Source organism: Staphylococcus pseudoxylosus, from assembly GCF_044794325.1.
In the GTDB taxonomy this organism is placed as follows: domain Bacteria; phylum Bacillota; class Bacilli; order Staphylococcales; family Staphylococcaceae; genus Staphylococcus; species Staphylococcus pseudoxylosus.
The window spans coordinates 1-15,861 of sequence record NZ_CP085025.1 but is presented as its reverse complement, the minus strand read 5'-3'; the positions used below and the strand labels follow the sequence as shown (position 1 = coordinate 15,861).

Here is a 15,861-nt window from a genome sequence, read left to right as displayed (position 1 = left end):
ATTTATAAATATGTAAGCAAATTTGATGCCAAACTTGTTAAACGATGTTGTAATAGTTTAATTTTGCATATAAAGTAGGCCTAGAGATACCTAGTTCTATTGCTGTTGCCTTTTTATTATAATCACACTCTTTATAGACCTTTTTTATAATTTCACCTTCATGGTATTTTAATTTTTCTGATAAACTGCCCTCTATTTCAATAGATCTTGAATAATTGTTCTTTTTGAAATTAGCATAATCATCAAAAATATATTCTTGAAAATCTCCGTCTTCTGAAAAAATAACTAACCTTTCAATGATATTTTGTAATTCACGAACGTTACCAGGCCAGTTGTAATGTTTGAATTTTTGCATTAAATTCAAAGGGATGGGTTCTAGTTTGATGTCGTAATTTTGTTTAGCTAGTTGATAAAAGTAATATGAAAGTGTTTCTATATCCTCTTTTCTATCTCGTAAAGGTGGGATTTCAATATTTACTACATTAAGTCTATAAAATAAATCCTCTCTAAATGTCCCTTTTTGTACTTCATCTATTAAATTTTTATTTGTAGCTGCAACAATACGTATATCAATAGAGCGTTCTGTGGTACCTCCAACGCGATAAAATTTTTTCTCTTGAATCATTCTAAGTAACTTAACTTGCATTTCAAGAGGCATGTCAGCAATCTCATCTAGGAAAAGGGTCCCTTTATCTGCCCGTTCAATCAGTCCTTCTTTACCTTTTTGGTTGGCACCGCTAAATGCTCCTTTTTCATAGCCAAACATTTCACTTTCGAAAAGGTTGGCAGGTATAGTTCCACAGTTAACGGTTACAAAAGGTTGTTTAAATCGTTTACTAAAATCATGTATACTACGTGAAAATAATTCCTTTCCAACACCACTTTCTCCAGTAATTAATGTGTTCACCTCAGATTGTGCAGCTTTTTTTATTAAATATTTTACACGGGTCATGTTACTACTGTTACCAATAATTGAACTAAACGCACCATGATCATTGTATTCTGAAATTTGACGTTCCAGTACTGAAATTTGGTTTTCAAATTGTTTTATTTTGTTACGGTTATATACTTGGTCACTTACATCTAATTCCGTAACAATTGCACCAACTACTTCATTGTTGCAAATGATTGGTTTTGAAATGATATTAACGTATTTATTATTACCAGCGTAATGTTCTTCTTTTTGGTAGGGCTTCGCTTTTTTTAATGATTCTAAAATAATTAAATCCTTTTTTTCAAAAAATTGATTAATGGATTTTCCTATAATATCTTCATTTGAAATTTGAAATATATTAGATGCTTCCACACTCCAATAAACTACTCGTCCCTCTTTATCAATAATGGTGTAGCTTTGATGACTAATGTTAAGTAATACTTCAACTAATGCTTCTAATTCTGATTTATTCAATAGTATTTTCCTCCAATGTAAAAAAATTAATAAATACTATATAAAAATTAACACTTATGTAAGCGCTTTACCAAAATTCTTTTATTTTCTTTTTGGCATATAAATTGCTTATAGAATTAGTAAAGGAGGGATATTATTTGAACGATATAAATCACGAGGTACTTATAATCGGTGGCGGCATTATAGGCGCAAGTATTAGTTATTTTTTATCAAAAGCTGGATATGATGTCGGTTTGATTGAAAGTAAAGAAATTGCTTCTTTAACTTCATCCCATTGTGATGGAAATATTTTAGCGATTGATAAAACGCCAGGGTTTGATAGCCAAATGACTTTACGAAGTCAAAAGTTGATTCATGAATTGAGCAAAGAATTGATCCTACCTTTTGAGTATCGGAAACCCGGAAGTATATTAGTTTGTGAAACTGAAAAGGAGATGCAGGCTGCAGAACAATGGGTTCAACAACAACGAGACTACGGATTAGATTTTAAAATGTTGGATAAACAGGATATAAAAAATGAGTCTAAGTATTTTTCAGATCATTTATTGGGAGGTTTGGAATGTTCTACAGACTCGACGGTTAATCCCTATATGCTCACCTATAGTTTTATTGAAACTGCTAAACAACATGGCTTAAAAGTTTATGAATATGAACATGTGAAGAACATAAATAAAAGTGATGAAACTTTTTATATTCAAACTACCAATTATTCTTTTTACGCTAATAAAGTGGTCAACGCATGTGGTATATATGCTTCTGAAATAGGAAGTATGCTAGATGTTCATATTCCCATTTATCCAAGAAAAGGACAGATTTTAGTAGCATCTAGGAATGAAACAGTTGGAATTAGAAAAGTAATGGAATTTGGCTATCTGATGTCCAAATTTGGGGGAGAACGACAAGTATCTAAAGAGATGGAGGATTACGGTATTGCTTTAGTATTTGAACCCACAGAAAGTCAAAATTTTCTTATTGGCTCAAGCAGAGAATTTAATGGATATGATAAAAAAGTTAATTCAAAGGTAAATCGGTTAATCGCACAGAGAGCAATTCATTTTTACCCTAAATTAAAAGATATGAGTTTAATAAGAACTTATTCTGGATTAAGACCTTTTACAGAGGACCATTTACCAATTGTTAGCGAAACAGAAGTTGAAGGATTTTATGTCGCTGCAGGACATGAAGGGGACGGTATCGGGTTGTCTTCTATTACGGGCTTATTTATAGAACAACTTATTTCAGACAAAGAAACAGAAATTGATATTTCTCCTTTATCAGTGAATCGTTTTAAGGAGGTTTAATTATGAAATATGACCGTTTGTTTTCAACATTTGATACACATACTGGAGGAAACCCTACTCGGACAGTTTTGAGCGGAATGCCTAAAATGATAGGGGATACAGTAGCTGAAAAAATGCAATATATGAAGTTACATTATGATCACTATCGCAGATTTTTAATGAACGAGCCAAGAGGTCATGAAGTAATGAGCGGAACTATCATGGTAGAACCTTGCAATAAGGAAGCTGATTTTGGTGCTATTTATATAGAGACAGGTGGTTACTTACCTATGTGTGGTCACGATACGATTGGGTTTTGTACTGCGCTGATTGAGCTTGGTTTCGTTGAAAAAGTTGATCCTATAACGAGAATTAATATTGATACTCCTGCAGGTTTGGTAAAAACAGAAACTAAAATAGAAGATGGAGAAGTTAAGGAAGTTAGTTTTAAGAACGTCCCGAGCTTTTATTTGAAAACTGTAAATATCGAACATGCAACGCTAGGTAAAATTTTTATCGATATTAGTTATGGAGGAAATTTTTACGGCATTATAGATGCTGACCAATTAGGTATTGAATTAATACCTGAAAATAGCAGCTATATTGTTAAAAAAGCTATAGAGATTAGAAATCAAATTAATGAAAAATATAACGTTCAGCATCCAGAAAAATCGTTTATTAAAGGTTTAACACATATTGAGTTTTCATCTAAAAAAGTGACTCATAAGGATATTAATTTTAAAAACACAGTTATTGTGCCACCAGGTGGTATTGATAGATCTCCTTGCGGGACAGGTACATCAGCTAAAATGGCTACGCTTGTTTATAAAAAAGAACTTAAAAAAGGAGATGAATTTTTACATGAAAGTATTATAGGTTCTGTTTTTAAAGGAATCGTGCTAAATAATACAATCGTGAATGGATATGAATATATTGATGTTAGTATTTCGGGTAGGGCTTGGCCAATGGGGAAACATGATTTTTATTACAGTGAAAAAGCGAAGGAAGATAATTACTTATTTATCCCGCCATTAACTTAATATAGGAGGTTTATAAAATGAACACTCAATTGATATGTACAAGCTATGATTGTGAAGTAATGGGTGGTTTATTTAGATTTGTTTCTTTTGAACAACTTAAAACTACTTCTAACCAAAAGTTAAGTATGGATTGGATGAAACAAAACATTTCAAAATTATCAGCAATGTATCACGAGCCTAGGGGTCATCCTTATTTATTATTTTGTGTTTACTCTATTAAAGGCGACAAATGTGAAGTGGTAACGTTTCAGCCTCTTGGCCATTCAGTACAATTAGAAACAATTTCGAAAGCCACACGTTTTATGTTACAGAATGTAGTGAATGCAAATATGAATTTTAATATAGAAGTAAACGGCTTATATACGAATCATTCAGTGGAAGATAAAAACATGGAAGTTAAAGTGTCTTCAGTGGAGTTAGTTAAAGAAAAAGAAGAAATGGATATTTATAAAGTTGATAGTAAGCTTTACGGGTTTGTTAAAACTCTAGATTTAAAATCGATGAACATACAAAAAATATTGGGAATATATGATGCATATCAAAAACACCATCAGCAAAATGATATTGAAAATTATATATATTTTGATAGCAAAACACATCGTGTCTTAATTATGCATAGTGATCAAATTGTTAGGGTGCCAGATTCAGCGGCGTATTCTATAATCTATCATCGTTTCGACAATATATCTAGTCTACTTACTATGACGAATCAACATATAAAAACTCAGGATAAAAAATTTGTTTTAGAGGCATCATTAAGTAGCTTTAGTCAATTTTATATGTCTGAAACAGATCCATTTAAAAAAGGGTTCATTTTACAATGACCTTAAACTAAAGGGTGGGGAAAATGGATAACAATTACAGATTACCAACCGGAAAAGAAATCATATTTATACTTATAGCATTTATTATAACTATGTTTGTAGTAGTGATTTATTTAGGATTACCAATCCAAGTAGCGTTATTACTTATTTGGTTCATCATCATTATAGTTGGCTTAAAAATAGGTTACTCCTATAACCAACTTCAAGCAGGTCTATGTAAAGGCATATATGAGGGAATGGAAGCAATACTAGTAATGATTTCAATTGGAGCATTAATAGGTACATGGATTGCTAGTGGTATTGTACCAAGTATCATTTACGCAGGATTGCATATCATAAGCCCAACGTTCTTTCTTGTTACAGCATTTGTTATATGTATTATAACTTCCTTGGCGACTGGTACATCTTTTGGATCAGCAGGAACAGCAGGGATTGCGATGATAGGAATTGGCACAAGCTTTGGATTGCCCCTTCCACTTGTGGCAGGAGCAGTTATTTCAGGCTGTTACGTAGGGGACAAAATGTCGCCACTATCTGACACAACAGTTATGACAGCTTCATTATCTAGAGTGGACTTGTTTGACCACATCAAATCAATGTCATTCGTCTCTATACCAAGTGTCATTATTACTTTAATTCTATTTGGGATAGCTAACTTTACAGTGAGCAGTAAAGAAGGTAGTTTAGCTCAAGCTGAAAAAGCGATGGGACAATTATCTGATCAATTTAACATTTCAGGTTGGATGGCGGTGCCTTTAATAATAGTTATAATTCTATTGGCATTAAAGGTTCCATCTGTTCCTGTAATATTATTCGGAAGCTTAATGGGAGCATTATGGTCTGTTTGGTTCCAAGGCATCCCTTTTGTGGAAAGTATAAAAATATTATATAGAGGTAATGATATTTCTTCTGGCATCTCATTTATTGATAACTTATTAAATCGTGGAGGCATCACCTTTATGCTCGAGACAGTATTACTCGTAATCATTGCCTTAGGTATTGGAGGATTAATGGAAGTAATTGGTGTTACTCAAAAAATAAGTAATATATTTAGTGAATGGGCTTATAATTCAGGGCGTTTAACTTTAACCACTTTACTAGCAGGGATATTTGGTAATTTCTTTGGTGGTGCTGCATATGTATCATTACTTACAGCAACAAAAATGACTGAAAAAAACTACGATAAATTAAAAATTAAGCGTACCGTATTATCTAGGAATTCAGAGGCAGGTGGTACAGTTACTACCCCAATGATTCCATGGTCAGATGGTGGGGTATTTATGGCTACCACTTTAGGTATATCTACCATGCACTATTTACCTTTCTTATGGTATAGCTTTGTAGTTCTTATTATTTCCATTATTTTCGGTTTTAAAGGAATATTCATATGGAAAACAGATGATTATTACAGTGAAAAAGAGAGTTATAAGAATCATAAAATTAAAACTAAATATGCAGATAAGAATATTATTAATTAAAAAATAAAACATTAAAGGAGAAATGAAAATGGAAAAATTCAAAGGGGTATACCCAGTTATCATAACACCTATGAAAGAAAATTTTGAAATAAATTACGAAGGTTTAAAAGAAAATGTTAATTACTTTATTAAACAAAAAGTCTCTGGACTTGTAATAAATGGGAGCACAGGCGAGTTTGTTTCATTAACAGAAAAGGAAAAAGAAGAAATAATTAAAACAGTTCTATCAACTGTAAATGGTGCTTTTCCCATTATTGTTGGTACGGCAAGTGAATATACAAATGATGCTATTCGTTTAACACAATCTGCTGAAAATTTAGGGGCAGATGGCGTTTTAGTTATAAACTCATATTATGCACATCCTACTGATGAAGAAATTTATCATCAATTTAAAGATATTGCTGAGAGTACATCTTTACCAGTCATGATTTATAACAATCCTTTTACTACAGGAATAGATATTGATCAAAATACATTAATTGATTTAGGTAACAACGTAAAAAATATTACGCATTTAAAAGAATCGAGTGGTTCTATTCAAAAATTAAGAGATATACATTACGCTACAGGTAATAATTTAACATTATTCTGTGGTAGTGATGACTTAGCGTTTGAGTCTATTGTAATGGGAGCTCAAGGGTGGGTTTCAGTTGCAGGAAATTTAGCTCCGAATTTAACCAAAGAGTTATATGAAAAAATAGAGTCAAAAGATTTTAATTCTGCACATGAAATATATAAGAAACTTTTACCATTATTGCAATTTATAGAAGATAGTGGAAAGTATGTACAAATTGTTAAAGCAGGTATGGAAATTAAAGGATTAAACGGTGGACCTAGTAGGCCACCAAGAAGAAACTTAAACACAGAAGAAACAAAAAAATTAAAAGAAATTATTTCAACTTTAAATTAGGAGGAATACTATGACAAAAACAATCAAAATGCCAGCAAAAGTACAAAAATTTATTAAACATGATATCGGATTATTCATTAATAACGATTACGTAAGTAGTGAAAATCACAACACTTTTGAGGTATATAACCCAGCAGATGATACACTTATTACTCGAGTTGCAGAAGCGAATTCAAAAGATATCGATTATGCAGTAGAATGTGCTGAAAAAGCCTTTAAAGGTGAGTGGAGTCAATTAACTGCACAAGAACGTAGTGATTTAATCATAAAATTTACGGATTTATTAGAAGAAAACAAAGAAGAGTTAGCTTATTTAGAAGCATTAGATAACGGCAAGTCATATGAAATCGCGCTTTCAGACGACATACCAGGAGCAATTAACCAATTTAGATATTACGCAGGTTGGGCTACTAAAGTATTAGGGCAGACCACACCAATAAGTCCTGAGTATTTTAATTATTCAGTACATGAACCTATAGGTGTTGTAGGGCAAATTATTCCGTGGAATTTCCCACTGAACATGGCTTCATGGAAAATGGGGGCGGCTCTTGCAACGGGATGTACAATTTTAATTAAACCGGCAGAACAAACCCCTTTATCATTATTGTACGCTGCACAATTAATTAAAGAGGCAGGTATACCTCAAGGTGTTGTTAATGTGGTTCCCGGTAGGGGGCCAGTAACAGGAGAAGCAATTTCAACCCATCCTAAAATACGTAAAATTGCTTTTACAGGATCTACGGAAACTGGGAAAGGGATAATGAAAAAAGCTGCAGATACAGTTAAAAACATCACTTTAGAACTAGGAGGAAAATCGGCTAATATTATATTTGAAGATGCTGATTTGTCTGAAGCAGCAACAACTGCAGTAGATGGAGTAATGTTTAATCATGGACAGAATTGTAGCGCTGGTACTAGAATATTTGTGCAATCTTCTATTTATAAAGAGTTTGTTGAAAAATTCATTGAGCAAACAAAAAATATTAAAGTCGGATTTGGTACCGAAAAAGGTATAGATATGGGACCATTAATTTCACGTAAACAACAACAGCGCGTTGAAGAATATATAGATATTGGAGTAAAAGAAGGTGGCACTATAGCTTACCAACAAAGTATAGAAGATAGTAAAGGATATTTTGTAGCCCCTACTGTATTTACAGATTTAACAGATGATATGCGTATTGTTCAAGAAGAAATTTTCGGACCTGTAGCATGTATATTACCGTTTGAAACAGAACAAGAAGTAGTGGAAAGAGCTAATGCCAGTGAATATGGTTTAGCTGCGGCAGTATGGACAAAAGATATTCAAAGAGCAATTAATGTAACAAATCAACTAGAGGCAGGAACTGTTTGGATAAATGATTATAACTTAGAAGACCCTTCTGCAGCATTTGGTGGTTACAAACAGTCAGGTATTGGTAGAGAAATGGGGAGTTACGCGTTAGATAACTATACAGAAGTTAAATTTGTATGGGTCAAATTATAGATGCAAAAAAATAGGAGGGGATGCCCTTCCTATTTTTTTGCATCTTTTTCTTTGTATATTGCCCTACGTTGATTACAATTTTTAATTTGCAATTCCTTACGATATTTTGCAACAGTTCTTCTAGAAATAAAAATATCCTCTCCTTTTAGGTAAGAAACAAGGGTGTCATCAGAAAAAGGGTTTCGAAATGGCTCATTTTTAATTAAATATTTAATTTTATGCTTAATATGATGAGTTGAAATAGTAGAATTATATGGTTGTACAAATAAATCAGATAATTTATATAAAGTATGATTAATCTGTATATAACGTGAATGGATGCCGCGACTGATAGTGGAAGGATGCATATTAATATTTTCTGCAACCATATTTTGAGTTAAAGGACGGTATTTTAATTGATTGTTATTGAGGATCCCCTCATATTGAACAGTAATAATCATGTTAATTATTTTGTATAGTGTTTCAGTTCGCTTTGAAAGTATTGTTTTTAAAAAATTAAACTTACTTTCATTTTGTTTATAAATTTTATCGTGGACTGGAGCACTTTCATCTAGAGATAAAGCATTGATATAATGATCATTCATTTTGATTGTAAATTCTTTATTCTTTATAGTTATATATGCTTCTGGAATAATATTTTGCGGAGCGTTGGATTCAAGATAAGGAAAAATGTCTTGATCTTTAATATAGGATAAATAGTTTACAAATGACTCATGTGAAACATCATAATTCTCAAGGAAATTAAAATTTGCATTCGCAATATCTTCAAGATGATTTCGAAATAAACCGAATAATGTGTTATCCCATAATTTTTTTTCCTGTAATTGGAATGAGATGAAATCAAATGTATTTTCGCTACCACAACCAATAGGTGATAAATTTTGTATTATTTTTTTAATAGATTGGAATTCTATGAAAGTAATATTTTGCTGATTACAAAAGGATTTTTTGTCTATGTCAAAAAATCCTTTATTATCAAGATTTAAAATTATGAATTTAGCTATATGAAAATATTTATTTGTTAAATTGTAATCGAAAAGTTGATCAATTAAATCTTCCCTTATATTAGTTTCAGAACTCTTGTAATTATCCATAGACATAGTGTTTTCGCTGTTATTAAATTTATATTGAATATAGGGATAATTATCTTCCACACGATATAAATACTGAATAATGTCTTCTTGTTTATAGGAGAGCATCTTAAGTGACTGTAACTGATAATTAGATAGTTGCATTTCATGGTTTAATATTTGCTCATTACTCATTAAATTGCCACCTTTCTCAAATAAATAAAAGTAGTATATGATTATCTATTAGTTGTTATTTTACATTTAAAAGTATTTTAATCATAATATTATTACAAGTTATAAAAAAAGTTTGAAAATAACTTCATAGAGGTAACTTAATTTATAAATCCCTATATCACAGCACTAAAAATAATATTAATTTTCTTTTTTCATATGAAAGTAATAAAAGCACCAAATATACTCTGAAAATTATATTTATATATCAATAAAATTAAGATAAAAACATAATTTTGCATTCCCCTACGCTATGATGTTATAATGCACTTAACAAGAATATCTGCATTTGATGCACCAAACCCCTCACTACTGAGAATAGTGAGGGGTTTTTGGTGTGACTTAGTCGCCTATTTTACTTATCATCACGTTTGCGAAGCCAATACGCAAAGAAAGCGACAATGCAACCACTTGCTGCTGTGGTCATGATGTGAACAAGAATATCTGTCATTTTCTGCACCTCCTCTCTACGTCAAATTGACGCCTGAGAGATAGGCGACTTCCCTATTATACCATCTGTTAATCTGCAAGCATATGCACTTCCGATAAGTTGAATTATGTATTTTAATTAGATTAACATTTCTTATCTTTTTTAGAAAAATAATTTAATAAAAGTATTTTCGCCCTATTATTCTTTTTATCTATACTATCAATAATCATTGAAAGTATCCCAAAGCTTAAAAAATAATAGATATTGTAAATTATTAAATTTAACATTGCAGCACTTGAATCATTCAAAAAAGTAATATTAGAGATGGTAGAATATAACAATGTTAGTACAATTGTAAATACACTCAGTATCAACCATGCTATTTTTTTCTTTTTATGTTCTTTAGAGAATATAAATCTTTTATAAAAAAATTTGTTAAATATACATGCTATTTCTTCGAATTTTTCTCCATGATGATTATAGTATCTATAATGTAAGCTCTTATATAATCTTCTTAAAGGATAATCTACATCTTGACTATTAATCTGTTTTTCTATATCTCTAACTGTATCTAGTCTAATCATTTCTTCATAATAATTTCTATTAAAACTATGTTTTATAAAATACCGTTTATCTTTATCTATAAAAACAATGAAGAAATTCAATGATTTTTTTATTAATAATATGCACATTAAGTAATACACAAAAAGAAAAGCATATGTAGTGATAGATAATATAATAGAAAGAAATTCGTCTTTTATTTTTAATAAAAGTAAATAATCTATAAATACTGGAAGCATAAAACATATCCCAACAATAAGGACATTCATCAATAATATAAAATAATAATCAACCTTTTTTTCAAAATCCACAAACTTTAATAATGTCTTAAACGCATGTACTACAATTGCTACCATGATATGCTCCTCTTTTCGACTTAAACAAGTAATTCCAAATTTTTAATTAATTTAATTTCATACTCTTTATTTCAGTTTTTCAATAACATCCCTAATCTCTTCTTTTAATTTTTCATCATTTTTATAGCCATTTAAATTGATATATTCCGCATCGTTTTGCACATACTTTAAGAAGTCTTTAAATGTATTCACATAGCCTGCATACTGATAATATTGCTCTTCTAGATTATCGAAATCTTCTCTTGTCACTTCATATTGACCATAACCTGCCATAAGTTGCTTTTTAAGATCTTGATTCTCTTTTTCAAGTTCATCAATACGTTCATCGGCAGGATATAAAATCGTCGGTTTAATTCGATTGCCTAATGCAGTAAGTCGTGTATATGCCGTTGGATTTAAATCCCTTATTTCCGCAAGTTGCTTTACTTTTTCATACTCGTCTTCAGTTAAATTGATATTGATTGTTTTAGCTTTTTTATGATTTTGATCTGTCATTGATATCCCCTCCATAACTAAGTAAATACTCAAAAAATAAACACTATTTTGATTGAGTGATTGCTTAGTTATCATTCTAACATATGAGGGGATATTTGATGAGTATTTACTAATTATATAAATAATATTTATATTTAGTAATTACTCATATTTACGCTCACATTTTTGAGCGTAAGGACTAAGCAAATACGCATGCGTATTTGCTATTTTTTCGCAGAAAAAATCACAGGGGGCTTGGGGGATTTATCCACCAACAAGCAGGGCATCTAGACACGAAGTGGCTAGCATTCCCATTGCTTGCCAAACCTCTGAAACGATGTGAGGAAGGTTATATTATGTTATAATATAACCAACGGAACAACGTATCTTTCGTTAGAAAGCGAGGTGGGATTGTGAGTGAACATAAAACAATGCGTGAAGGGAACGAAGCTGTCGGGAAAAACCTAACCCCCGACCGCAAGGCACCGAAACAAATTAGTTTTCGTGTGAGCGAATCCGAATATTCAAAGTTACAGGCTTCGGCTGAAACTTTGAATATGAGTGTGCCTTTGTTTGTTAAAAACAAGGCACAAGGGGCTCGATTAGTGGCGCCCAAATTAGACAAAGTCACGCGCCAATCGATGGCCAAAGATATGGGTAAGTTGGGCAGCAACTTAAACCAAATTGCTAAAGCTTTAAATACGTATGGCGAGCGCGCAAATATGGAACAAATGCAACAAGATATCGCCATCATGCGTAAGGAGTTGAATCATATATGGCAACAACTAAAATAAGTCCTACGAAATCGACATCACGGGCCATTAACTATGCAGAAAAACGCGCTGAAGAAAAAAGTGGTTTAAATTGCGACATCGATTATGCGAAAAGTGCGTTTAAAGCTTCTCGCGAAGTTTACGGTAAAACAGACGGCAACCAAGGTCATGTGATTATCCAGTCATTTAAACCAGGAGAAGTAAACCCTGAACAGTGTAATGCACTCGGTTTAGAACTAGCCGAAAAAATAGCGCCTGATCATCAAGTGGCGATTTATACGCATGGTGATACTGATCATGTACATAATCATATCGTGATTAATGCCATCAACTTAGAAACAGGAAAAAAATTCAACAACAACAAACAGGCACTCAAAAACGTCAGACAGGCAAATGATGAAGTTTGCCGTAACCACGATTTATCCATTCCTAACGACCAAGCAGAGATACGCTACACACAAGCTGAACAAAATCTCATAGATAAAGGGAAACAATCATGGAAAAACGACATTCGAATCGCCATTGATGAAACACAAGCGACAGATATGGAAAGTTTTCAAGAACAATTACGTCCGAAAGGCATCATTATTGAACGTGTGACGGATAAGACGATCACATATAGACATATAGAAGCAGATAAAAAAGTACGTGGCAGCAAATTAGGGGATATTTATGACAAAGGAGGCATTACACATGGCTTTGAAGCCGAGAAACAACGTAGAAGAAGAAAATACGAATCAAAATCAACAACTCCTGAACGAACTCCAAAAGATCAATCAACGCATAGACAGCCTAGAACAACGCTTAACTGGTCAGCTTTCGACCAATCAACCCAAGCCCTCTTCAATGAACGCAAACGCCGTGAACGAGCTGAAAGAACAGAACGCGAAGCTCGGGAACAGGATGATCGAGCTCGAGCAGCGAGAGCAAAACAGATCGAATCAGAACCAAAACTTAGTAAACGAACTAAAGGCTTCGACCTCGAACTTTAAAAACTACTTAGATAAAACAGAAACCAAAGTGATTAAAATTTCCAATCAAATGTTATCAAAAATTGATACCAAACATATAACTGAGGATGTCACAAAAGCATTCAGACAAGAAAAAGATGAGATGTATGAAGATCTCAAAGGTATTCGAATGGCCAACCGAGAACAACATGAAGTATTGAATAATAGTTTAAAAGAAAATCAAAAGTTGAATAGCACGTTTAAAACGAGTATCAAAAGCATGACGCATGGTATTGGGGCTTTATACTTCGTTATTTTATTAATGGCTTTAGCCTCAATTGTCACAGGTCAAATGGGACATATTTTAGGTATTGATAGCATGTATAGTGCCTTGCATCATACAATTACACATGCGCAATCCGCATGGGGCTATTTATGGTATATAGCTTATATCGTCCCTTATCTACTCTTTATTTTAATTTTATGGGCTTGCTTAAGTCTATTAAGATTGTTTGAAAAGTAGAATATAACGTAAAGTATTTATAAGTAGCTATCTATTATGTTATTTTATAAGTAACAAGTGAAGTATGGTTCGCCATATGCAAAACCCCCACTACTTTCCAGAGTAAAGTGGGGGTTTTATTTATAACCTTAATTACAAATATATTTAAATTATCCTAATGCTACTTTACGGTTACATACTGCAACTATAAGATTCTTACAAAATACTTAAAAGAATTTTAAAATATTTTAACAAGGAGTGTAATAACAATGGATTTTCATAAAATACTAAAAAAGAAAAGAATAGAAGCCCATTTATCTCAAGAAGAATTAGCAGAACAATTAAACATAAGCCGACAATCAATTTCGAAATAGGAAAATGAAAAAGGATATCCAAATATTGAAACACTCCTAAAAATAAGCGAAATATTCAATGTCACAGTAGATGAGCTTTTAAAAGGAGATGATTACTTGAAAAATAAAATAATTCAAGACAGTAAAAAGTTAAAATATCCAAAATGGAAATCTTTCTTTGATATTTTAACTTTCATAGGTTTGATATTCATAATTGCAAAAATAATTGTATTTATAATTACTAAAGTAACTGGCAACGAAATTGGTTTCTTATCAGGATCCATAATTTATTCATTCCTACCACTACTTTTAATGATTATTGGAGCTATTGGTACTGATATATTAAGTAAAAAATATAAGTAATGCTTTATTCCAATTGCTTTATTGACGTTGAGCCTCGGAACCCTTAACATTAATAAATTTTCTCGGCATAAATGTGTGTTCTTGTTATAATATAGGCAACACGTTGGGGGTGCTTATTAACAGTAGTTTTTTTATAATCTACTTCACAAAAGTAGATAAAAAGCCAATCCATTTTATCTGGATTGGCTTTTTATTTGTCTTTATTTGAATTTTAAGGGGGTATTTTAAAGAATTAGGGATAACTCAAATAGGTTTTAACCTAAATGCCTACATAAGCTCTTAAAATGCAAATATGAGCCAAATAAATATATTTTAATTCCACGAACTAAAATTTGATCAAAACCAGTGACTAATTTTTAGACACTGCCCATTTACATTCAAAGTTCCAAATTGCAGTAACTGAATATTTCGAGGTTTCTTTGATTACTTTAAATTATTGATTAAAGATATTATGTTGTTTCATGTTTTGACGTCGCATATAAAGTGCATGAGTTTCTTCAAGTTCAGCTTTAATGGATTGCATTAAATACCCTTGCATTGCTTCGACGGTTTCATTTTTTTGTAGCAGCATCGCTTTAAAACGTTTCAACACACTTACAATTTCAAACTCAACATCTTCTAAACGGTAATAGGTATCATGCGCATTATTAAATGATTTCTTCCCTTTGAGTAAGACACTTTTAATAATTCGTATTTCTCTAATTTCAAATTTACTTAAATAGTTTTGAAGTTGTTGCGGCAATTCTTCGAGTACTTGGAACTTAAGCGCATCATTATTAAATTCGGTTTGTTGATGATTTGTATGATATGAATGATTATTGTTTATTGGAGTATTCGATATATCATTCATATCATGCGTATCATTATTCTCAGTTTCTATATAATCAGTATTATTTAATTCAGTATCATTAGACTGTGAATTTGGAAGTTCTTGACCACTTAAATTCACAGTTCCAGAACTTCCAAATTCATTGTTCTGGAACTGTGAATTTGGAAGTTCCTTGGTACGACTGGCTTCAACATCATAATTGGGTTTTAATAAATACAATCTATTGGGTTTATTAAGGCCAACACGTTCTTGAGTTAGTAAATTAAAATTTACTAACTCTTTTTTCAATTTTATAATTTTTTGTTCTGCATAACCTAAGTATTCGCACAAATGCTTATTACTGAAAATAAAGTAAATGTTATTATTTTTATCTACCCATTCATTTTGGATGGATAATTCAAAACGATCTTTTAATAACGCGTACATAATTTTGGCTTCTGCTGACATTTTCTTGAAATATGTATCTTCAAATAAATATTTAGGCAGTTGATAAAACCTTTCAGTTTTTACTTGTGATAAATTGTATTTCTCAAAATTGGGCAT

At 31.7% G+C, this 15,861-nt stretch carries 17 protein-coding genes; 11 read left to right on the top strand and 6 right to left on the bottom strand.

All coding sequences use genetic code 11. The annotated features are described in order from the left end of the window. Positions 1-37 precede the first annotated feature (37 nt). On the bottom strand, positions 38-1,408 hold the full coding sequence (locus LG295_RS13810) for a sigma-54 interaction domain-containing protein (RefSeq protein ID WP_404476972.1): 1,371 nt from the start codon (positions 1,406-1,408) through the stop codon (positions 38-40). A 137-nt stretch (positions 1,409-1,545) separates the two neighbouring features. Here LG295_RS13810 and LG295_RS13805 point away from each other — a divergent pair, with 137 nt between their 5' ends. Genes LG295_RS13805 through LG295_RS13780 form a run of 6 tightly spaced genes read left to right on the top strand, consistent with a single transcriptional unit; the run spans position 1,546 to position 8,426 of the window. Further along, positions 1,546-2,709 (top strand): FAD-binding oxidoreductase, encoded by a 1,164-nt coding sequence (locus LG295_RS13805; RefSeq protein ID WP_069826600.1) that lies wholly within the window; start codon positions 1,546-1,548, stop codon positions 2,707-2,709. 2 nt (positions 2,710-2,711) lie between these two features. Further along, the gene (locus tag LG295_RS13800; protein WP_404476969.1) at positions 2,712-3,728 is read left to right on the top strand and encodes a proline racemase family protein; all 1,017 of its coding nucleotides are present in this window, start codon (positions 2,712-2,714) and stop codon (positions 3,726-3,728) included. Between the two features lie 17 nt (positions 3,729-3,745). Then, positions 3,746-4,552, top strand: coding sequence for a hypothetical protein (locus tag LG295_RS13795; protein ID WP_404476967.1), 807 nt, complete (start codon positions 3,746-3,748; stop codon positions 4,550-4,552). Positions 4,553-4,575: 23 nt separating this feature from the next. Beyond that, on the top strand, positions 4,576-6,030 hold the full coding sequence (nhaC, locus tag LG295_RS13790) for a Na+/H+ antiporter NhaC (protein ID WP_404476964.1): 1,455 nt from the start codon (positions 4,576-4,578) through the stop codon (positions 6,028-6,030). A gap of 28 nt (positions 6,031-6,058) precedes the next feature. Then, positions 6,059-6,940: a 4-hydroxy-tetrahydrodipicolinate synthase gene (dapA, locus tag LG295_RS13785; RefSeq protein ID WP_404476961.1), complete on the top strand. Its 882-nt coding sequence runs from the start codon at positions 6,059-6,061 to the stop codon at positions 6,938-6,940. A gap of 10 nt (positions 6,941-6,950) precedes the next feature. Next, on the top strand, positions 6,951-8,426 hold the full coding sequence (locus tag LG295_RS13780; protein ID WP_404476958.1) for an aldehyde dehydrogenase family protein: 1,476 nt from the start codon (positions 6,951-6,953) through the stop codon (positions 8,424-8,426). Between the two features lie 29 nt (positions 8,427-8,455). On the opposite strand, the gene LG295_RS13775 is transcribed toward LG295_RS13780, so the two are convergent. From LG295_RS13775 to LG295_RS13760, 4 genes are all read right to left on the bottom strand, one after another. Next, positions 8,456-9,691: a hypothetical protein gene (locus tag LG295_RS13775; protein WP_404476956.1), complete on the bottom strand. Its 1,236-nt coding sequence runs from the start codon at positions 9,689-9,691 to the stop codon at positions 8,456-8,458. A 391-nt stretch (positions 9,692-10,082) separates the two neighbouring features. Next, a complete protein-coding gene (locus LG295_RS13770; RefSeq protein ID WP_107399593.1) occupies positions 10,083-10,178 on the bottom strand; it encodes a type I toxin-antitoxin system Fst family toxin in 96 nt (31 codons plus the stop codon). 122 nt (positions 10,179-10,300) lie between these two features. Further along, the gene (locus tag LG295_RS13765; protein WP_404476953.1) at positions 10,301-11,074 is read right to left on the bottom strand and encodes a hypothetical protein; all 774 of its coding nucleotides are present in this window, start codon (positions 11,072-11,074) and stop codon (positions 10,301-10,303) included. 66 nt (positions 11,075-11,140) lie between these two features. Beyond that, on the bottom strand, positions 11,141-11,569 hold the full coding sequence (locus tag LG295_RS13760) for a plasmid mobilization protein (RefSeq protein WP_404476951.1): 429 nt from the start codon (positions 11,567-11,569) through the stop codon (positions 11,141-11,143). A 410-nt stretch (positions 11,570-11,979) separates the two neighbouring features. On the opposite strand from LG295_RS13760, the gene LG295_RS13755 reads away from it, so the two are divergent. The 5 genes from LG295_RS13755 to LG295_RS13735 all read left to right on the top strand — a co-directional run bounded on the left by LG295_RS13755 (position 11,980) and on the right by LG295_RS13735 (position 14,489). Beyond that, positions 11,980-12,342, top strand: coding sequence for a plasmid mobilization protein (locus LG295_RS13755; protein ID WP_203266971.1), 363 nt, complete (start codon positions 11,980-11,982; stop codon positions 12,340-12,342). Continuing rightward, entirely contained in the window at positions 12,324-13,313 is a 990-nt protein-coding gene (locus LG295_RS13750; RefSeq protein ID WP_208182369.1) for a relaxase/mobilization nuclease domain-containing protein, read from the top strand. The genes LG295_RS13755 and LG295_RS13750 overlap by 19 nt, the downstream gene beginning before the upstream one ends. 49 nt (positions 13,314-13,362) lie before the next feature. Continuing rightward, positions 13,363-13,794: a DUF334 domain-containing protein gene (locus LG295_RS13745; RefSeq protein ID WP_404476948.1), complete on the top strand. Its 432-nt coding sequence runs from the start codon at positions 13,363-13,365 to the stop codon at positions 13,792-13,794. Between the two features lie 248 nt (positions 13,795-14,042). Next, a complete protein-coding gene (locus LG295_RS13740; RefSeq protein ID WP_237282934.1) occupies positions 14,043-14,147 on the top strand; it encodes a helix-turn-helix domain-containing protein in 105 nt (34 codons plus the stop codon). Between the two features lie 96 nt (positions 14,148-14,243). Further along, on the top strand, positions 14,244-14,489 hold the full coding sequence (locus tag LG295_RS13735) for a hypothetical protein (RefSeq protein WP_237282932.1): 246 nt from the start codon (positions 14,244-14,246) through the stop codon (positions 14,487-14,489). Positions 14,490-14,922: 433 nt separating this feature from the next. Here the strand turns inward: LG295_RS13735 and LG295_RS13730 are convergent, their stop codons facing one another. Next, on the bottom strand, positions 14,923-15,861 hold the full coding sequence (locus tag LG295_RS13730) for a replication initiator protein A (RefSeq protein ID WP_208182365.1): 939 nt from the start codon (positions 15,859-15,861) through the stop codon (positions 14,923-14,925).